Source organism: Shewanella chilikensis (genome assembly GCF_002836945.1).
Classification (GTDB): domain Bacteria; phylum Pseudomonadota; class Gammaproteobacteria; order Enterobacterales; family Shewanellaceae; genus Shewanella; species Shewanella chilikensis.
The window spans coordinates 17,062-38,025 of the sequence record NZ_NIJM01000042.1; the positions used below are offsets into that span (position 1 = coordinate 17,062).

General features: G+C 52.3%; 13 protein-coding genes and 2 tRNA genes. 8 read left to right on the forward strand and 7 right to left on the reverse strand.

All coding sequences use genetic code 11. The annotated features are described in order from the left end of the window. Positions 1 to 2 precede the first annotated feature (2 nt). The 4 genes from CX651_RS14810 (at position 3) to CX651_RS14825 (ending at position 4,637) form a co-directional block, all read left to right on the forward strand. Positions 3 to 1,379 (forward strand): MATE family efflux transporter, encoded by a 1,377-nt coding sequence (locus CX651_RS14810; RefSeq protein WP_101056663.1) that lies wholly within the window; start codon positions 3 to 5, stop codon positions 1,377 to 1,379. 138 nt (positions 1,380 to 1,517) lie between these two features. Then, positions 1,518 to 1,594: transfer RNA gene (locus CX651_RS14815), tRNA-Val, on the forward strand. Positions 1,595 to 1,632: 38 nt separating this feature from the next. After that, positions 1,633 to 1,709, forward strand: a tRNA-Val gene (locus tag CX651_RS14820). A gap of 225 nt (positions 1,710 to 1,934) precedes the next feature. Next, complete coding sequence (locus tag CX651_RS14825) at positions 1,935 to 4,637, forward strand: bifunctional acetate--CoA ligase family protein/GNAT family N-acetyltransferase (RefSeq protein ID WP_101056664.1); 2,703 nt, start codon at positions 1,935 to 1,937, stop codon at positions 4,635 to 4,637. 87 nt (positions 4,638 to 4,724) lie between these two features. Here CX651_RS14825 and CX651_RS14830 read toward each other — a convergent pair whose 3' ends face one another. The 3 genes from CX651_RS14830 to dmeF all read right to left on the reverse strand — a co-directional run bounded on the left by CX651_RS14830 (position 4,725) and on the right by dmeF (position 8,218). Continuing rightward, positions 4,725 to 6,350: a phosphoethanolamine transferase gene (locus CX651_RS14830; RefSeq protein WP_101056665.1), complete on the reverse strand. Its 1,626-nt coding sequence runs from the start codon at positions 6,348 to 6,350 to the stop codon at positions 4,725 to 4,727. Positions 6,351 to 6,708: 358 nt separating this feature from the next. Beyond that, positions 6,709 to 7,146, reverse strand: a complete 438-nt coding sequence (locus tag CX651_RS14835; RefSeq protein ID WP_101056666.1) for a MarR family winged helix-turn-helix transcriptional regulator — start codon at positions 7,144 to 7,146, stop codon at positions 6,709 to 6,711. 13 nt (positions 7,147 to 7,159) lie between these two features. Further along, positions 7,160 to 8,218: a CDF family Co(II)/Ni(II) efflux transporter DmeF gene (dmeF, locus tag CX651_RS14840; RefSeq protein WP_101056667.1), complete on the reverse strand. Its 1,059-nt coding sequence runs from the start codon at positions 8,216 to 8,218 to the stop codon at positions 7,160 to 7,162. A gap of 253 nt (positions 8,219 to 8,471) precedes the next feature. Here dmeF and CX651_RS14845 point away from each other — a divergent pair, with 253 nt between their 5' ends. From CX651_RS14845 to CX651_RS14855, 3 genes are all read left to right on the forward strand, one after another. Further along, entirely contained in the window at positions 8,472 to 10,535 is a 2,064-nt protein-coding gene (locus tag CX651_RS14845) for a PhoX family protein (RefSeq protein WP_101056668.1), read from the forward strand. A gap of 283 nt (positions 10,536 to 10,818) precedes the next feature. Further along, positions 10,819 to 11,364 carry a serine protease inhibitor ecotin gene (gene eco, locus CX651_RS14850; RefSeq protein ID WP_101056669.1) on the forward strand — a complete coding sequence of 182 codons (546 nt, stop codon included), beginning with the start codon at positions 10,819 to 10,821 and terminating at the stop codon, positions 11,362 to 11,364. Between the two features lie 124 nt (positions 11,365 to 11,488). Continuing rightward, positions 11,489 to 12,184 (forward strand): tRNA/rRNA methyltransferase, encoded by a 696-nt coding sequence (locus CX651_RS14855; RefSeq protein ID WP_101056670.1) that lies wholly within the window; start codon positions 11,489 to 11,491, stop codon positions 12,182 to 12,184. 19 nt (positions 12,185 to 12,203) lie between these two features. Here CX651_RS14855 and CX651_RS14860 read toward each other — a convergent pair whose 3' ends face one another. The 4 genes from CX651_RS14860 to CX651_RS14875 form a co-directional block, all read right to left on the reverse strand. After that, on the reverse strand, positions 12,204 to 13,658 hold the full coding sequence (locus tag CX651_RS14860) for an efflux transporter outer membrane subunit (RefSeq protein WP_101056671.1): 1,455 nt from the start codon (positions 13,656 to 13,658) through the stop codon (positions 12,204 to 12,206). Continuing rightward, complete coding sequence (locus CX651_RS14865; protein ID WP_101056672.1) at positions 13,655 to 16,795, reverse strand: efflux RND transporter permease subunit; 3,141 nt, start codon at positions 16,793 to 16,795, stop codon at positions 13,655 to 13,657. The genes CX651_RS14860 and CX651_RS14865 overlap by 4 nt, the downstream gene beginning before the upstream one ends. Further along, positions 16,796 to 18,064: an efflux RND transporter periplasmic adaptor subunit gene (locus CX651_RS14870; RefSeq protein ID WP_101056675.1), complete on the reverse strand. Its 1,269-nt coding sequence runs from the start codon at positions 18,062 to 18,064 to the stop codon at positions 16,796 to 16,798. It abuts the gene before it with no gap. Positions 18,065 to 18,181: 117 nt separating this feature from the next. After that, on the reverse strand, positions 18,182 to 18,976 hold the full coding sequence (locus CX651_RS14875; RefSeq protein ID WP_101056673.1) for a tRNA-uridine aminocarboxypropyltransferase: 795 nt from the start codon (positions 18,974 to 18,976) through the stop codon (positions 18,182 to 18,184). A 566-nt stretch (positions 18,977 to 19,542) separates the two neighbouring features. Here CX651_RS14875 and emrD point away from each other — a divergent pair. After that, positions 19,543 to 20,763 carry a multidrug efflux MFS transporter EmrD gene (emrD, locus tag CX651_RS14880; RefSeq protein ID WP_268249201.1) on the forward strand — a complete coding sequence of 407 codons (1,221 nt, stop codon included), beginning with the start codon at positions 19,543 to 19,545 and terminating at the stop codon, positions 20,761 to 20,763. Positions 20,764 to 20,964: the final 201 nt, after the last annotated feature.

The window sequence follows — 20,964 nt, forward strand, 5'->3', positions numbered from 1 at the left end:
TCATGAATCACACCGGCTTTCAGGCCAAACGCTTAGTTCAACTGGCTTTGCCTGTGCTTATAGCACAGCTTACCCAGACAATGATGGGGTTTATCGATACCCTGATGGCCGGCAGAGTCAGTGCTGTCGACATGGCAGCCGTCGCTGTCGGAACCAGTCTCTGGCTACCTGCCATTTTATTCGTTCAAGGCCTGTTACTGGCATTTACTCCCATGTTCGCCCATCATCATGGCGCAAACAACCAAAAGGCGATTCAGCCACTTGCCTTTCAGGCTGCCTATATTGCCATAACAGGTGCCTTGGGTGTGATGCTGTTTCTGGCATCTGCGCCACATATTTTGGATTGGATGGAACTGGAGCCCGAACTCAAGCGCCTGACCATAGGTTATCTTGATGGCATTCTCTGGGGTGCACCGGCCTTTGTGCTCTATCAAGTGCTTAGGGGCTGCAGCGAAGGGATTTCCTATACACTGCCGACCATGGTCATCGGCTTTGTCGGTCTGGCGGTGAATATCCCGGCCAACTATATCTTTATCAATGGTCACTTCGGCATGCCCGCAATGGGCGGCGCCGGCTGTGGTGTCGCTACCGCTTTGGTATTTTGGGCCATGTTGTTTGCCATGGCCATCTATATGCAGTGGCATAAACGCTTTGCCGAACTGGCACCTTTCAAAGCATTTCATAAGCCTCATTTACACACCATTGTTGAAATGACCAAACTGGGCATGCCTATTGCCATGGCGCTGTTCTTTGAAGTCAGTCTGTTTGCGGTGATAGCCCTCTTACTGGCACCTCTTGGTGCTACTGTCGTGGCCGGGCACCAAATTGCACTGAACTTCTCCTCAATTGTGTTTATGTTGCCACTCTCCATTGGGATTGCCGTTTCAATTCGGGTCGGTTATTACCTTGGGCGTGGCCAGAGCGATGTGTCGGCACTGGTGACCAAGGTGGGATTGTCCATCGCCTTCTCTCTGGCCATGCTCACCGCAGTGGCGACTGTGGTATTCAGGTATGAGATAGCCCTGCTCTATAACGACAACCCCGAAGTAGTTGCTCTGGCTGGAAGCCTTATGCTGATGGCCGCCCTGTATCAACTGTCCGATTCAATTCAGGTGGTTGCCGCCGGTGCCCTACGCGGCTACAAGGATACCCGCAGCGCCTTTTTCATCACCTTGTTTGCCTATTGGGCTGTAGGGATGACCCTGGGTTATGTATTGGCGTATACCGATTTTCTGGTACCCGCCATGGGGGCCCACGGATTTTGGATTGGGCTTATCGCTGGTTTAACCGTAGCGGCCATACTCTTTGCCATTCGCTTGAGATATATACAGAAAAGCGGCAAACAGTTTGACGTCATCTCAGATGAGGCGACGAATTAAACCAAATGCGATCAAAGCCTCGGCAAGTTGTGCAGCAATTCGCCACTCAATAAAAAAATGTGTTTTTTTACTTGCAACTAGCGGCTGCTCGCCCTTAATATAGCGCTCGTTCGAGGGCGACAGCCTAAAAAACACAGTACACCCGTAGCTCAGCTGGTTAGAGCACTACCTTGACATGGTAGGGGTCGGTGGTTCGAGTCCACTCGGGTGTACCACTATCTTCAGATTTTCAAAAAAATGAAAATCATGCGATACACCCGTAGCTCAGCTGGTTAGAGCACTACCTTGACATGGTAGGGGTCGGTGGTTCGAGTCCACTCGGGTGTACCAAACAACCTGCTTAAAGCAGGTTTTTTTATGTCCGAAATTCCCCCTTACCTTCCATGCCAGTTTACTTTTCCTTCGACTCTGACCTTTCATTGCCGCTGAGAGAGTGACCACCTCTACTGAATGATATTTTTTGTAAATCAAGCCCGACTTTTTGCATATTGCTTACTTGCTCAGGCCATGGAATCATGGGGCATAGACCAAAGTCCTTTGTCGACAGGGAAATCCATGAGCCAACGTACTCTGCACACGCTGTTCAAACCCGGTTCCATCGCCGTCATTGGTGCATCTAATCGCGACAAGCGAGCAGGTAATGTAGTAATGAAAAACCTGCTCTCGGGAGGCTTTGCCGGGCCGATTATGCCGGTCACCCCCAAGTATCACGCTGTCATGGGCGTGCTGGCCTACCCCAATATTGAATCTTTGCCAATCAAACCAGACTTGGCCATCATCTGCACCCGCGCCTCCAGCGTACCTGCAATAGTGGAAACCCTAGCCCAATTTGGCTGCAAAGTGGCGATCATCATGGCCTCCGGCATGGCGGATGAATTAAACGAACAAGGCGAAAACCTGCTTGAACTGACCCAAGGTAACGCCAAACGTTACGGCATGCGACTCCTCGGTCCCAACAGTTTAGGAATGATGTTGCCACCTCTGGGTCTCAATGCCAGTTTGGCCCACGCAGGCGCGCTGCCCGGCAAGATAGCCTTTGTGTCTCAGTCTGCAGCCATCTGCACCACAGTGCTCGACTGGGCCAACAACAAAGGGATTGGCTTCTCTTCCTTTATTTCGCTTGGCGATGCCACTGACATAGACTTCGATGAATTGCTGGATTTTCTCGGCCGTGATTCCCGTACCAGCGCCATCATGCTCTATATAGATTCGGTCAATGAGAAACGTCACTTCCTGTCGGCAGCCAGAGCTGCAGCCCGGCATAAACCTATTCTGGTGATCAAATCGGGTCGCAGCGCCGAGGGCGGTAACGCTGCCAAACTGCACACCGGAGGTATAGCCGGTAATGACGCAGTCTACGAGGCCGCCTTTCGCCGCGCCGGTATGCTACGAGTCACCGACTTGGTTGAACTGTTTGCCGCACTCGAGAGCCTGGCTCACCTCAACCCACTCAATGGCGAGCGTCTGTGTATTCTTTCCAACGGTGGCGGCCCCGCCGTGCTGGCGGTGGATGAACTGGTACTCAAAGGTGGCAAGTTGGCGCAGTTGTCCGATACCACTGTGGAGAAACTCTCTCAGCTGTTGCCCTCTACCTGGTCCGGACAAAACCCGGTGGACATCATAGGCGATGCCGGTGCCGAGCGTTACAGCCAGGCGCTGTCTGTGTTGATGGACAGTGATGAGCTGGACGCCATCTTGGTGCTGCACTCCCCTTCGGCCCTTGGCGAAAGCGTCACCATAGCCGATGCCTTGATTGACACTGTCAAACAACACCCTAAACGTAATCGGGTAAGTATACTTACCAACTGGAGCGGGGAAGATGCCGCTTATCGGGCCCGAAAACACTTTTCCAAGGCCGGGATCCCAACATATCGCACACCCGAAGGCGCGGTGCGCGCCTTTATGCATATGGTGGAATATCGCCGCAACCAAAAACTACTGCAGGAAGTCCCACAATCGATACCGGATTCGATTCCCACGGATAGCGCTACCGCCAGAAGTTTACTGCAACAAGCCATTGCCAAAGGCAAACGGGTACTGGAAACCCATGATGCCCGCAACATACTCAACGCTTATGGCTTGGATACCATAGATACCTGGTATGCCAAAGATGCCGCCGAGGCTGTCGCTATTGCCGATAAGGCGGGCTACCCTGTGGCATTAAAAGTGCAATCACCGGATATCTTGCATAAATCAGACGTTCACGGTGTGATGCTGAATCTGACATCAGCGAATGAGGTCAATCAAGCTGCAGCGGCCATTGTCGAACGGGTCCACACAGCTAACCCTGCCGCTTCGGTCGAGGGCATGATAGTGCAGAAAATGGCACTTACCGCAGGCGCACAGGAGCTCAGAGTTGCGGTAATAAGCGATCCTGTATTTGGCCCTGCCATCATGCTCGGTGAAGGCGGCTCCGAATGGGAACCGACCCGGGATGCCGCCGTCGCTTTGCCGCCACTGAATATGGCGCTGGCTCGCTATATGGTAATCCAGGCACTCAAGACCCAAAAGATCCGCGATCGCCACTTACCCCAAGGCTTGGATATGCGCGCCTTGTGCCAGATGTTGACTCAGATCTCGCAGCTTATTATCGATTGCCCCGAAATCGAAAGCCTGGATCTCAATCCTGTATTGGCGGCGGGCGATAAAATTACTCTCTTGGATGTCAATCTGCGTCTGAATCCGGAAGTCACGGATAATGCCGGCCGACTGGCAATTTTACCCTACCCCAAAGAGCTGGAAGAAAAAGCCAAACTGCGTAATGGCCTTGAGGTGATGTTGCGGCCGATATTGCCGGAAGATGAACCCAAGCATCTGGACTTTGACAACTCGCTGACTGATGAAGACAGATACAAGCGCTATTTCGGGGTGCGCTCGCGTATGACCCACGAAGAGATGGCGGTACTGACCCAGATAGATTACGCCCGTGAAATGGCGTTTATCGCCACCATAAGAGATGACAATGGCGAAGAGGAAACCTTGGGTGCCGTGCGAGCCTCCATCGATCCGGACAACACAGAAGCGGAATTTGCCATGGCGGTTCGCAGCTCCCATCAGGGTATCGGCATAGGCAAGTTGCTGCTGGAGAAGCTGATTAACTACTACCGCACCACGGGCACTCAGGTGTTAACCGGCTTCACCATGTTCGAAAACCGCAATATGGCCAGTCTCGCCAAGAGCCTTGGCTTTACTGTCACCTTTGATATGGAAGAACACCTGATCAAGATGCACATGGAACTGACCGGCAAGGACACCTAACCCTTCTATATTGAAGGTGAACAAGCACACCTCAAAACCAAGAACCCGGCCAATGCCGGGTTCTTTTGATCATTTGAGCAGACTCGCTCAACGGCGACAAAGGGCTATCAAGTCCAACTCAGGCTGGTAAACCTTGCTGCTGACATCGAATAGCCCCAACAACGTATCGAACAGGTTGTCATGAGAAACACTCTTGGCGGCGGCTTCCCTTGCCAGGCAGTCATCATTCAGCCCCAGTTGCTGCTTGAATTGCTTGGAAAACCAAGCCAACCAAGGCACCCTGGTTTGTTCACTTGGCGCTATGGCGTAGGGAGAGCCGTGCAGATACATGCCCTTCTCCCCCAAGGATTCACCGTGATCGGACAGATACATCATTGCCGTATCATAATCGCCACTGCTGCCTTTGAGCTGCTCGACCACCTGAGAGACGATATAGTCGGTATACAGAATTGTGTTGTCATAGGTATTGGTGAGCTGCTCGCGGCTGCAGTTTTGAATGTCACTGCGCTGGCAATCCGGGGTAAAATGGCGATATTGTTCCGGATAGCGCAGATAATAGGTAGGTCCGTGACTGCCGATGATATGCAACACTATCAGGCGATCCTGGCCATTGTTCGGCTGCAACAAGGCTTGTTTGAGTTCATCAAGCAGTACCTGATCCTGACAAAACTGCCCATCACACAGCTTAGGGTCGGCGTTCAATGCTATCAACCTGTTTTCCACCCTGTCACACGCCCCTTTACAGCCGCTGTCGTTATCAAACCATTGCACTTTCACACCGGCATGGTTGAGCACATCCACAGCGGTATCCTGAGCCTTGGCAGCGCGGGAGTCATAATCTTCCCGGCTCATTCGGGAAAACATACAGGGTAAGGACACCGCAGTGGCCGTGCCACAAGAGCTGACATCTTTAAATACCAGTGGTGAAATCGCCTTGGTGTAGACATTGGTTGGCCTGTCATAACCATAGTATTGGTAATTTTGTGCCCGTGCGGTTTCACCGACCACCAGCACCATCAGTCTGGGTTTAGTTTCACCGGCTGGTTTTACCTGCTTGGCATCTGTACCCAATTTTTGATATTCGAGCGGCTTTTGCAAATAGTGCTGATTGATGTATTTGGCCGCCGAGCCGACAAAATAGGTGGGCACTATGTAGCGTTTAATTTCATCATGATTGCGGCCAAAAGCCAGATAGTTCTGCATATAGAAAAAGGCTATCACCACTATGATGAGGAGGTTCGCTATGATGTACAGCGCCTTATATACCAGCTCCTTACCTAGGGGCTTATAGTCAACCTGAATACGATACAAGAGTAGTGCAGGCAGCGCCCCGGTCAACAGCAGGTTTAATATTGATGCCCAGTTCACATAAGTCATGGCTTCGGCACTGTTGGTTTGAAAAGTGTTTTCAATCATGCCGGTATCAAATACCACGCCATACTTGAATGTGGCAAAAAATACCCCAGATGAACACAGCAGCAACACAATAAAGAAAGGTTTGAGAATATATTTAAAACTGAACAGGGAAAACAGTATCCCCAAGATTGAAATTAAGAAGATGGGAATGGTCGCCACAAACAAAGGGTCCACATGCGCTTGGTTCTCGAGTCCCTGTTTGACTATAGTAAAAAAAGGCACATTGAACACGGCCACAAAAAACAGTGCCAGTACAAAGGTCAGGCGATTGACGGAGATGGGATTCAATACACTCATTCCTAAATGACGGTTAAAATTGACGCAAGACCCAACAATTTCAACTTGTGGTTAACTAAATGTTAATCTAACAATTTTATCTTAAGGTTCCCTTATCGGTTCCGACTTCGCGCATGGGGCCGAATTAAGCTTTCAGACTCTGTGCCAATAGGAAAGTTCGCGATGCACCATACGCTAAAACTGCGGGATAAAAGGTTAAAAGAATCATTTGACAACTCAAGAGCCGCTTTGCACGTAAATGTCCCGCAATTGTAAGTTGTGCAAGCTTGATGAGTGTTCGGCGATTATTAATATTCTAGAAAAAGAAAGCGCCCAGAGAAGGCGCTTTGTGGTTTTATATCAGGGTAAACAGTCGCAATTAAAATTCGCTGTTGAGCCGCTTGAAGAATCCAAGCAGTTGCTCCAGCTCAGCATCACTGAATTTCGCCGTCATCTCACGGGTTAATTGCAGATGCAAGGCATCATGCTCCTTAAACATCTGCTCGCCTTTTTCGGTTAAGGATACCTGGATGGCGCGTCTGTCATTTTCCAAGGGCTGACGCTCGGCCAGGCCCGCCTTAACCAAACGCTCTACCTGCACAGTCAAGGTGCCTGTGGTAATACCGAGCTTTTCCGCCAGTTCCTTCATCTTCATAGGGCCGTGAGCGCCCAGGATCTCCACTGTGTGGATCTGCGCCAATGAAGCGCCTTGGTCTCTGACTACGCTCTGCTCCCAGGAGGATAGACGCTCATAAAACTCTATAATGGCGTGGTTGATTGACTGTTGCAGCGAATCCTGCCGCTGTTGCTGTTTCATCTATTTTTGCACCTCAATGATGATGGTGGTGATGTCCTGCCTCTGTGTGGCTCACTTGCTCACGCTCATTGGCTCTCGGCGTTGCCGCCTTATTGCAGTCAGCACACTGATTAACTTCAATGGTTAAATGATCTATGCGGTTAAAGTCCGCCAGCAACTCATGATAATAGTCGGTACTGTGAGGAGCGTGGCTCACCAAAGAGATCATGGCGGCGTGATGATCGGCACTGACCGGCCACACATGGATATCGGTTACCTTGTGATCTTTTTCGGCTTCTATCCGTTCCACCAACTTGCGACTGAACTCGGCTTCAACACCTGCATCGAGCAACACGGGACTGGTCTGACTGATAAGTCCCCAAGCCCAGCGGCTGATGATAACAGCTCCGACAATTCCCATCACGGGATCGAGCCAATTCAATCCAAAATATTTACCGGCCAACAGCGCGCCAATTGCCAACAAGGAGGTCAAGGCATCGGCTAATACATGGAAATAGGCTGCGCGCAGATTATGATCTTTGTGGCCGTGGTAATCCCCATGGTCGTGGTTATGGGCGTGAGTATGTCCATGGTTATGCCCATGACTGTGGCTGTGGCCATGATCATGACCGTGGTGATCCTTGAGCAAAAACACACTGACGATATTGACAGTTAAACCTATGATGGCCACCAAAATCGCCTGGTCAAAATGAATATCTTCCGGATACAGGAGTCTGGAGCCGGACTCTATCAGCATTAACAATGCCACTAACCCCAGAGCTATAGCACTGGTAAAACCGCCGAGCACACTTACTTTACCTGTACCGAAAGCAAACCTGGGGTTGTTGGCGTGTTTCCTGGCGTAAGAGTAAGCAAACAGCGTCAGCATAAATGCCGCAGCATGAGTTCCCATATGCCAACCATCAGCCAGCAGCGCCATAGAGCCATATATGGTACCGGCAACAATCTCGGCCACCATGGTAACCACAGTCAGCAAGAGCACCCACTTGGTACTCTTCTCTCCCTGCTCATTATGGTGGGTAAAGTCATGCTTATGCTGCCAGCGCGTGGTGGTGTGAAACTCTGAACTCATAGTAAGCCACTCTTATATTTTGACACTCAAACTATTTGATGAGCAAAGCATCTCCTTTTCCCTTCCCAATTTCAAGCCTTGAGACTGAAAAACTCACAAATACAACCAGAGAACTAACAATTTAATCCCCAAAATGGGGGCTATGTCTTATTTGTGTCACCTTTCAGTTATCTGGCTGTCATATGCCGTCATTAGTCTTTGCGTCGCATTTGCAATTCCTATAATGAAATAGAAGATCACGGAGTGAAATCTTATGAGCAAGGCGACTTTCGATCCGACGCGTTATAACAAGAGTCAGAACGAACCTTTTGCCCAGGTACTGGATAAGCACCTTTCCCGTCGTAACTTTGTAAAAAGTGGCTTGGGCGTCAGTGCCTTGACTGCATTTGGCGGCTTCGGCCTTGCCGGCTGTGGTTCCGACGACAATAACGCCTCTAGCACACCGGATCCTGTCCCCCCTACTCAGGTTCCACCCAGTCAATCCAGCGTGACATTAGGATTTGAGTCAGTTGCCGGTTCTCGCCTTGATGCAGTGGTTATCCCTGAGGGTTACCGCGCTCAGGTCCTGGCACCCTGGGGGACTCCGCTGAACAGTAAAGCCGGCGAATGGCAGGCTGACGGCAGTAATACCGCCCAGGATCAGGCTAACTCTGTGGGTCAAAACCACGACGGCATGCATTTCTTTCCGCTCAATGAGGCCGGAACCGATGGCCTCTTGTGTATCAACCATGAATACATTGAGCCAGATGCCCTGCACCCCAACGGCCCAACTGTGGATGCCGATACTGGCTTGAGAACCCTGGTCGATGAAGTTCGTAAAGAGATTAATGCTCACGGCATGACTGTAGTGCGTATCAAACTTAACGGCGGCAACTGGGAAGTAGTCAAGGATGACAAGCATAATCGCCGCTTCACCGGTGCTTCCACCATGGATCTCAGCGGCCCGGTAGCCTACACAGACAAAGTCGTAACCGCCTTCTCGCCCGATGGCAGCCAGACCCGCGGCACCTTGAACAACTGTGGTAACGGTTATACCCCTTGGGGAACTTACCTCACCTGTGAAGAGAACTGGCCCGGCTACTTCGTCAATAAGGGTGAGATGACCCAAGCACAACGCCGTATCGGTGTCAGCAGTAGTTCTACCCGCTATGGCTGGGCCGATCTGGCCGGTCATGCCGAAGAGCGCCTGGACGAATTTGCCCGTTTCGATGTCACCCCCAAGGCCAGCGATGCAATATACGACTATCGCAATGAAGACAACGGCTATGGTTATATCGTCGAAGTCGACCCTTACAACCCTAATTCCCGCGCGGTCAAACGCACAGCGCTTGGGCGTTTCCGTCACGAAGGCTGCGCTTTTGGCAAGCTGACTGAAGGCGAACCACTGGTATTCTATTCGGGCCATGACTCGCGCTTCGAATATATGTACAAGTTTGTTTCGGCGGCGCTTTGGGATCCCAAGGATGCCGACAGCAGTAACCGCCTGGCAACCGGCGCCAAATACATGGATGAAGGAACCCTTTATGTGGCCAAGTTCAACGAAGGTGGTCTAGGTGAATGGTTGCCGCTGACCCTTGATGCCATGACAAAGGACGGTAAGACCCTGGCCGATACTTTTGCCAGCCAGGCAGATATCATCATCAACACCGCAGGTGCTGCCGATTTGGTTGGCGCGACACCAATGGACAGACCCGAGTGGTGTGTGGTGGATCCTTTCACCGGCAGTGTCTATCTAACCCTGACCAACAACTCCAAGCGGACAGAAGCCAACGCCGCCAACCCAAGGCTTAAAAACAACTTTGGCCATATCATCCGCTGGGATGAAGGTGCCAGTGATACCGAGTTTAGCTGGGATATCTTCCTGTTCGGTTCTCCGGCCGACGGTGACGATGCCACCAACCTCTCCGGTCTGACTGAGCTTAACCAGCTGGCCAGCCCGGATGGCCTGGCGTTCGATGCCCGCGGTATTCTGTGGATCCAGACAGATAATGGCGCCAAAGAGGTGACTGAGCACACCAACGACCAGATGCTGGCAATAGTGCCATCCAAGATGATCGATGGCAACGGCAAGCCTCTGACAGTTACCGCCGACAATCAAACCGAGCTGAAGCGCTTCTTCGTCGGTCCCAATGGCTGTGAAGTCACAGGCTTTGCTATCTCGCCGGACTACACTTCGGTGTTTGCCAATATCCAGCACCCGGGGAATTGGCCGGTCTCTGCCAATGCCGCCGAGGAAACACCGATCGGCACCAGCATTCGCCCAAGAGCAGCGACCGTGGTGCTGCGCAAAGTCGATGGTGGTGAAGTTGGCATTTAAATAAATAGCTGCGTTAAATAAAACGTACAGCCGGTTCACACTAACCGGCCTAAACTGACGACGCCCGCCAGGCTACACCTGGCGGGCGTTTTAGCTCTCAATTACCTGAATTTAGCTCGGGTACTATTTTGATTTGTATGGCAATACAAAATTATTTATGATTTTTTGAAAATAAATAACCCTTTCTCAGCCGCTGACCGTTTAACTCTACAAAGCGCAATCATACATAGCGCCAATCCAATAGTTGATTTCAGCCCATAGCGGGCACATAAGGAGAAAACCTATGCTTAAGTCCGGCAAACTGAAACTGGCACTTATCGCTTCCGCTTTGTTATCTGCCCAAGTTTTGGCAGTCAGCCCGCCGCATCCACAGGGATACAACCAGAACATGATTACTGCAAACCAATTTGATGCCACCAGCTATCAACCGCAGGATAGCAGCAAGATGTTCCCCGCTCCCAAAGAAGGCATGGTGCAACACATACTGACTCTGCCCCAATTGGAAAACGAAGACGACTACATGGTTGAAATTCAGGTGGGCCAAACCCAGATGGTTGACTGCAACAAACACGGCCTGATGGGCGAGCTAAAGCAGATGGATCTCAAAGGTTGGGGTTACACCTATTGGGAGCTGGATGAAATTGGCCCGGGACGCTCGACCATGATGGCCTGCTTCGATAAGGCCAAGCATGAGGAGTTTGTTCGCATTCCGGGGGAATACAAGCTGAGATATAACAGCAAGTTGCCTATGGTTATCTATCTGCCTAAAGATGCCGAGCTGCGCTACCGGGTGTGGCGCGCCGACACTGTGTTCAGCTACTCCAAGTAACACAGCGACTTAAGATCACATAAAGCTGCAACAGACCTTTTCCCGGCTGTTTGCAGCTTTTTTGCTTTATTCTCGATTGCAGAACCTTATAATCGCTGCAGTTTTCCTTTAGAGCCTTTTTCGGATGAAACTCAGCTTTGTACTCGTCTCTCCTGCTCGCGCTGCCAATGTTGGCGCCGCCGCCCGCGCCATCAAGACCCAAGGGTTCAGTGAACTCATTGTGGTGAATTCGCAAGCTCACCGGGAAGAGGAAGCGACCTGGGTCGCCTGCGGCGCCGAGGACATACTGACCAACATCCGGGAAGTGGCCAGCCTGGAGGAGCTCAGAGAAGAGTTTGAGCTTATGGTGGCCACCACGGCAAGAGAGCGCGGCAGCCCAAGACACTATTTAAGCCCGGCAGAACTCGGCGAACAACTGAGCCATCAGCAGGAACAGCTGAAGCGCACCGCCATCGTCTTTGGCTGTGAGGCCAGTGGCCTGAGTAACGCCGACTTAGCGATTTGTGACTTGCTCAGCTACGTACCACTGGCTACCGAATACCCTTCCCTCAATCTGGCGCAAGCCGTAATGGTCTATTCCTACGCTCTGGGTCAAGCTTTGGCTTGTGCCGATGGCAACCTGGGGCTGAAAGATGCTCAATCGCCTTTGCCGCAACTCAGCGCCCTCAAACAAAAAGCCGCCACTCTGCTGGAAAGAGTCGATGCCGCCGATGATGCCAAGTTAAGCCTGTGGTTAAATGAAAGCCTATCTCGCTTAAGTGACAGAGACGCCAAAATGGCCCACCAACTGCTGGGCGATATCCTCAAGAAACTTACCTGAGCTTGCGATGATCCCAGGGTTAACTCTTCGCCGGCGCGCCACCACGCAAGGCACGGTAGAGGGCTATCATAGCCAGCAACTTATCGCGTTTTGACTCGCTCAATGACAGCTCGGCGCTGAAGTGTTGGCGCTGAGCATCCATCAAGTCAAGCGAAGTGGCGACACCGTTCTGGTATCTGAGCCGCGCCAGGCGCACGTATTCAGAGGAAGCATCGAGCAAGCGTTGCTGCTCTATCAGAGCCTGCTGTGTTCTCTGATAATCATTCATCGCATTACGCACTTCCATATAGGCGTTCAATACCGTGCTGCGATAAGCAAGCATGGCCTGCAGCTGCGCCTCGTTGGCTATCTCATATTCGGCGCTTATCTTGCCGGCATTGAAAATCGGCGCCGTGATCCCACCGAGCAGCGACCAGGTGAGCCCCTTTGAGCTGAAAAGGTTATCCAGGCTATCGGATCCGCGGCCATATTCGGCGGTAATGGTAAACCCGGGGAAAAACGCACTCTTGGCCACCCCTACCTCCGCCGTGGCGGCTACCAGAGCCAGCTCACTGGCACGTACATCCGGCCGGCGCGACAGTAACTGTGAAGGCACTCCAACTGCCAAAGATTCTGGAAATTCACTGCTCACCAATTTAGGAAGCTCTGGCAAGGGGTGATCATAAGCCCCCAGTAAGATAAGCAACTGATTGCGCTTGGCCTTGCTGTCATATTCGAGCTGAGGCAAGGTCACCATGGCGGTTTGATATTCCACTTCTGCCTGGCGTACATCAAGCCCTGAGATCATCCCGTTGGCTCGCCTGAGTTTAGCCAGTTGCAGTTCCTTGGCGCGGATCTCGGCCGTTTCCCGGGAGATCTTAAGTCTTTGCTCTATATCGGTCAGCTCGTAAAAGGCAGTAGCGATATCACTGATAAGGCTGATTTTGGACGCCTCAAGCAGCTCTGCCTGCGACAGAGTATTGGCCAGTGCCGCCTCACTGGCCCGGCGGTTGGCGCCCCAAACATCCAGCTCCCATGAAGCGACCCCATTGAAATTAACATCTGTCTCGGCACTGGGATCTTTATTGGTAATGGCGCTGCTGAGTGACCGTTCGGCTTCAAACTCCAATCCAAGTTCGGGCCACAGGGCCGCGTCAACCACCCGCCCTTCGGCTCTGGCGGCTCGCAGTCTACTCTGCATCATCGCCAGGTTGATATTGTTATTCAGCGCCTGACGAATAAGTATCTGCAGCTCGGGATTGAGGAAAAACGCCTGCCACTCATCTGCAACGGCTTCATCGGCCTCTACTTGCGGCAGCGCCTTATCAAACTGCGCCGGCATATTGAGCTCGGGGCGCTGATAATCCGGCCCCAGAGTACAGCCCCAAAGGCTTAAGGAAAGTATCAAAGCGACTAGCGCCGGTCTAGTGCGTTTGCAGCTGACAAGGCTCTTGTTCGGCTTCTCTTGGCTCATGGCTAATACTCGGGTCATCATAAGCCTTCCTCCGTGGCCGACTTTTGGCTTGCCGAGTCACCCTTAACCTTGGTGCGAACCCAAGCGGCTGTGGTCACAAAGAACAATGGCACCAGTACAATCCCTATGCTGGTGGCCAGCACCATGCCACCAAGGATGGGAATAGATACCGAGTGACGACTGACAGAGCCGGGTCCGGCGGACAAAACCAGCGGCAAGACACCCAGAATAAAGGCCATGGAGGTCATCAAAATCGGCCTGAAGCGCATCGCGGCAGCTTCCATTGCCGCCTCCAGTCTTGAACGGCCCTCTCGGTGCAGTTGATTGGCGAACTCGACAATCAAAATCGAGTTTTTGGCTGCCATCCCGATAAGGGCGATAAAGGCGACCTGGAAGAAGAGATTACTCTGCATACCACTGAGCAGTGTCGCCAACGAGGCTCCCAGCATGGCGATGGGCGCAATAAGCAGCACGGCCACAGGAATGGTCCAACTCTCGTACAGCGCCGCCAAAAACAGGAACACGAACACTAAAGCCAGCGTAATGGCGATACTGGTCTGGTTGGCCGAGCGCACTTCCTGGAAAGTGAGCCCGGTCCATTCATACTTGAACTCGGGCGGCAACATGGGCTTGGCCACCCTGTCGATGGCTTTTATCACATCGCCGGTCGCATATCCGGGCGCCGGAGTGACATTGATGGACGCACTGGAGAACAGGTTGTAATGGGTCACAGCCGCCGGCCCCACAGTATATTCATAGTCGGCCAGAACTCCGATGGGCACCATGGCACCATTGGATGACCGGACATAGTAATCTTTAATCTGCTGGGGAAACTGACGATAACTGTCTTCGGCCTGTACCCTGACCCGATACACCCGGCCAAACAGATTAAAATCATTGACCGTGGCCGAATCGGTAAAGGTCTTAATAGTGCTGTAGAGATTGGCCACATCTACCCCGATAGCCATCGCCTTGGCTTCATTGACCGAGAGGTACAGCTGTGGAATAGAACCCTGCAACGACATGGCCGCTGCCGCAACCTCAGGTTGCTGCTTGAGCAGCTCCACCAACTCGTTACTGGTTTCCATCAGCCCCTTGAAGTTGGTTCCCGAAGTATCCTGCAACACCATCTCCACCCCGGAGCCGTTACCCAGACCGGGCACGGCCGATGGCAGGTAGAGGTTGAACTCGGCCTGCAACACTTGGTTGAGCTGATATTTAAGCTCTTTCATCACCTTCTGCACTGTGGCTTGATTTTGTTCTCGCTCGGCCCAGGGTTTGAGGATCACTTCAAACTGGCCATTGGCCTGATTCGACCCAGAGCGGCGGTTTTCCCCCGCCAGGGTAAAAGACCAGGCGACAGCAGGATGAGCCAGCACATGGCGCTCGGCAATCTTGAGCACTTCTTGGGTGCGGTTAACCGTCGCTCCGGCCGGCAGCGTCATATCGATGAAGAAACGGCCCTGATCCTCATCCGGCATAAAGCTCGATGGCAAATGGCTCATGATGTACCAAACCGCCACCACCATGGCGCCAAACACCAGGTAACTGCGCCGCGCATGCTTGTTGGCTAAGCCTACCAGGGACACATATTTGTCGGTCAATTTGGAGAGGCGGTTGTTGAGCCAGAAGAAAAAACCGCTGTTGGCCGCATCGCCCGGGCGCAGCAGCAAGGCGCAAAGTGCCGGACTCAGGGTCAATGCCACCACAGTGGAGATCAGCACCGCCACGGCAATGGCGACAGCAAATTCGCGGTACATAATGCCGGTGATCCCGGCAAGAAAAGACACAGGTACAAACACGGCGCACAGCACTAAACTGGTTGCTATCAAGGCACCGGATAACTCTTTCATAGCGCTGCGGGTGGCCGCCATCGGGCTCATGCCCTTTTCATTGATAAGTCGCTCGACGTTTTCCACCACCACAATCGCATCGTCGACCACAATCCCAATGGCCAAAACCAGTGCCAGCAGGCTGACGGTATTGATGGTAAAACCGAAGGCCAACATAGCGGCCAATGTCCCAATCAGGGAAACAGGCACAGCAATCGCCGGGATCAGAGTCGCCCGCCAATTCTGCAAGAACAGGTACACCACCAGCACCACCAACACCAGGGCTTCGATCAGGGTTTGCACCACCTCATCGATGGATTCTTCAATAAACACAGAAGCATCGTAAAACACCTGCCATTCCATACCACTGGGAAACTTGGTCGCCAGCTCAGCCATGGTTTCCTTGACCTTACGGGTCACCTCAAGCGCGTTGGCTCCGGGCAACAGATACACCTGCAAGATGGTGGCATTCTGGCCATTGAGTTGGGATTGCAAGGTATAAGCCGAGGAGCCGAGCTCCACCCTGGCAATATCGCGCAGGCGAATGATGGATCCATCCGAATTGGCGCGAACTATGATCTCTTCAAATTCCCTGACACTGGACAAACGCCCACTGGCGGTTATCGGTAAGGTCTGGCTCAAGGCATCACTATTGGGCTGGGTACCCACAGTACCGGCCGGGGTTTCCTTGTTTTGTGCCTTGATGGCGTCAGTAACATCTGTCGTGGTCAGGCTATGTCCCGCCATGGCATCCGGACGCAGCCACACCCGCATGGCATAACTGCGGGAGCCGGTGTTCCGGGTACGACCAACGCCTGGGATCCGTCTCAGTGCCGATTCGATATTAATGGAGGCGTAGTTGGAGAGGTAAATTTCATCGAAACGGGGATCTTTGGAGGTCAATGCCAGCTTGAGCAGTTCCACCGAGGAATCCTTGGAGACAGAAACACCTTCGGTTTGCACATTGATTGGCAAATTACCCAGAGCCTGCTGAGTAGCATTCTGCACATCCACTGCCGCCAGATCCGGGCTTGTGCCTACATCAAAGGTAATGGTGACATTGGTGCCGCCGGAATTGGTGCTCTTGGAGCTCATATAGATCATATTGGGCACACCATTGACCTCCTGTTCCAGCGGTGTTGCCACGGACTCGGCGGCGGTTGTGGAGGCTGCTCCCGGATAGGAAGCCGAGATACTCACCTGCGGCGGCGTGATATAGGGATATTGATCCACAGGCAGCTGGAACATAGCTATTAAGCCCAAGAGCACAATAACAATACTAATAACAGCCGAGAATACAGGTCGGCCGATAAAGAACTGAGCCATCTAGTTACGCTCCTGTTCTTTTGATTGCTGCTCCAGCGCCTCTTTCTTTTCCTGCTCGTCGAGACGCTTTTGATACTCTTTGGCATCCAGCGGCTCAGCCAGTTGGCCATGACGCACACGATGCATGCCTTCGACTATCACACGCTCACCGGCGTTGAGACCACTCTTGACCACCACACCCTCCGGCCCCTGATGCTCAATCACAATAAAGCGCCGTTCTACCTTATTGTCCGGCATCACCACCATCACATACACGCCGCCCTGATCAACCTGGGTCGAACGCTGCGGGATCACTATGGCATTGTCTATCTCACTGAGTTTGATTCTGACATTGGTGTACTGACCCGGCAGCAACTCTTTGTCCGGATTGGGCAAAACCGCCCTCACCTCGAAAGTACCTGTGCTGGAATTAACCTGGGGGTCGGTGAAACTGACGTTACCCAGATAGCGATATTCACTGTTGTCCGGCAAAGTGATACGTACAAACCCCTCTACCGCCTTGCCTTCGGTTTCTGCTTCCTGTTGCTGGTTATAACTGGTCATACGACGTCTGGCATTGAGGTAATCCAGCGCCGACATATTGAAATTGACATAGATGGGATTCACCTGCTTCACCCGTGTCAGCAAGGATTGCCCCTGGCTACCGACCAAGGCGCCGATATCCACCTCGGAGCGGCTGACTAAACCGGCAATCGGTGCCTTTATCTCAGTGTAACTAAGCTCCAGCAGCGCTTCTTCCAGCTCAGCATGACCGGCGGCCAAGGCCGACTTGGCCTGAGCCAACGCCGACAGCGCATTGTCATAATCCAACTGACTGGCGGCATCCTGTTCATAGAGAGGTTTCAGACGCTTCACATCCCGCTGCGCCTTTTCCAATATCGCCTGCTGCGACTCGACATTGGCCTTGAGTCGGTTAACCACAGCGTTATAGGGCTTGTTATCTATCTTGTATAAGATATCGCCGGCATTGACCGCACTGCCCTCGGTAAAGAGTCGCTCCTCGACAAAGCCGTCGACTCGGGCCCTGACCTCCACATCCAATGAAGCTTTGGTGATACCGACATAATTACCGTAAACAGGCACAGTCGCCTGCTCGACCTCTTCCACCACCACCAGTTTGGGGGTAATGGCCACGGGTTCAGGTTCACAGCCGAGCAACAAAAAGCCACTGACAATAAGCAGTGGCAAGACAAAAAGTGGGACAGTCGAGTGATTAAAACAACCCTTGCGGGCAAACACGGGTTTTAGTGCAGTAACAACAAAGGACATGGCAGCTTCCAACATTCAATGGGCGGTCCTGATGGCTCAACAACCCGGCGTTTGGTGCCAGATTGTTTTATTTCCCAGTGTAAGTGCTTGAAGCTACTTGTCAATTATCATCCCTGGTTAGGGATGATAAGTTATCTGTTCAGAATACAAATCGGTGACCTGGCGGGCAAACTGCTGTTTGAGTAATTGAATTTGTTCTGGCTTGTGTTTTACCAAGCGACTGCGGGTTGCCAGACTGCTGCTGATAAAGAGCTTAAACCAGGTATCCAAAGCGTCGGCGCAGCCTTCTTCTCCTAAAGACTGCAGAGTTAATATCGCCACTTCGGCGGTGCCCATCTGAAAGTCGCGACTACCCTTTCTGAGCTGATAGCGAGCCAAGGTTTCGGCGCTGAATGACAGCATAGGTAATTGATGCAAATAACTACTCTTGCGGAACATCTTCACCGCCTCGCGCCAACTGCCGTCGAGCAAAATAAACAGCGGCCGCTTGGCTTGCTCTGGCTCTCCCTGATTAGCGAGCACCTCACTCAAAGCCTCAGTCACCACCTCTTGCCCGGGTAAGGCATATTCCCCGGGGAACACCAAATAAGGCTGATAATCCGGGTTTTCCAACAAGGCCAAGAGTTGAGGGTCCGGCTGAGTTCGCGACCAGAGAAAGGCATGGGTATCCGGAATGAGATCTGCTATCAAACGCCCACTGTTGCTGGGTTTCAATACCTCGGCATCATACATAACCAGAGCAAATGCCGCCTTGGAAGGCAACAGGCGCCTGTGCTCACAGGTACAAAAGCTCTGCTCCAACAGACAGCGACCGCAGCGAATAAGATTCTTACCCCTTGATGCATAAGGCTTGGTCGACAACGACTGACGGTATTCATACAAGCGGTGAACCGCGTGAGATTGAATTGACATGAATTTTCCGAATAACAATGACTTAATAGCTAGTTTGTGCCACGGGATTAGGTGCGGTGTTAAGGCTGTGACAGCCGAACCCAATGGCCGGCGCAGTTTACTGCCGCATCCTGGTTGCAGCAAGCGCTTTAACCTCACTCTTTCCAGGATGGAACACTTGCCGCTTGCCGATAACACGAATAACAGTGCTGAGTTCCAAAAATTAATTTGCCAAAGCAGAATGTAAACTTATTATTCCAAACCAATATTCAACTGCTGACTTCAAAACCAATAAAGCCGGGGAAAACAGGGGGCGCAGAGGTGACTTGTTGTTGGCCTTGCCCAAGAATCAACCCAACAAGTGTAAACTATTAATTACATACTGTTGTGCCAGATAAAAAGTTATCAATAATTCTAGTTTTTTCTTGTTTAACAGCGACTTCTGTCATTGAAATTGCAAAATTGCCGAGTATGATAGCGCCCGTCTCGGGGAGACCCCGAGCAGGAAGATGCGCTTCCTTATCCGGCACCCGTCTTTGCGTATCTTCCCAAACGATCTTTTAGTTCTGTATCAAGGTTGTGGAGTATTGACTGTGGTACCTGATGAGAATGTTTCCGGCGTATCCTTGAGCCCCCTGTTAATCATGCTGGTGATGATGGTCGCCTGCGGCCAGATAGCCCAAACCATTTTTGTACCGGCTCTGCCTATGATGGGTGAGCAATTTAGTGTCGGCGCCGGTCAGTTGCAGGCGATTATGGGCACTTATCTGTTGGCCTATGGCCTGCTGCAATTTGTTTATGGCCCGGTATCGGACAGATTCGGCCGCAAGCCACTGCTGCTTATCGGTCTCAGTCTGTTCGTCGTTGGCGCTATCATTGCCGCCTGCGCCGAGAGCTTTAACACCTTGTTGCTTGCCAGTGCCATTCAAGGCTGCGGCACCGCCAGTGCCGGCGCCCTTTGCCGTTCTATTCCAAGAGATTTCTTCTTCGGTGACAAACTGGTGCGCTTCAACAGTTATGTGTCCATGGCCGTGGTGTTCTCACCGCTGCTGGCTCCTTTTATTGGCGGGGTGTTGAGTATGCATTATGGCTGGCATGCCGTGTATTGGTTCCTGGCATTTTTCGGTGTCTGCGTGGTAATCACCCTGGCGCTGAAATTCAAGGAATCCCTGCCCAAAGAAAAACGCCAGCCGCAATCTGTGCTCAAGTCTTATGCCTTGGTGCTCAAACACAGAGCCTTTCGCGGTTATCTGCTGTCTTTGGTGGCTACCTTCGCCGGGATTGCCGCCTTTGAGGCCATCGCAGGTATTCTCTATGGTCAGGTGCTGGCCATGAGCCCCATGATGGTCAGTTGCTATTTCGTGGCGCCTATTCCGGGTTATCTTTTGGGCGCCTGGTATGCCGGCAGGCAGGCCTCACTGCATAAACTGTTTCACCACGGCGTAGCTCTGCTGGGCGCCGGGGCGTTATTTTTACTGCTGCCCGGCCTGTCAACTCTGGTGATAGGCTGGTGCCTACTGATTGGCTCTGTGCTCTTCTTTACCGGAGCCGGCATACTGTTTCCGGCACTGACATCGGCTGCGCTCGAGCCCTTCCCGCGCCAAGCCGGGGTTGCCGGCGCCCTGCTCGGCGGCCTGCAGAACTTTGCCGCCGGTCTCGCGGCCATGTTGATGTCGCTGGTGCCCATGATGGGGCAACTCAGCATAGGGCTTTTAACTTCTTCCATGGTGGTGCTGGTGGTGTTGGCACTTAACTATGCCAGAACCCATCCGGATATTGATGTACATACAGCTGGAGATCCACTCTAAACACGGCCACAACAAGGCGGGCTATCCGTCTTGTTGTAATGCGTTCAACAACAAGAAGCAGCTCTGGCTCACTAAGAGTTTGATGAAAAATGTTAAAAGGCGACAACAAAAAAGCCCAAGCTATTTATAAGCTTGGGCTTCTACGTTTGGCGGAGCGGACGGGACTCGAACCCGCGACCCCCGGCGTGACAGGCCGGTATT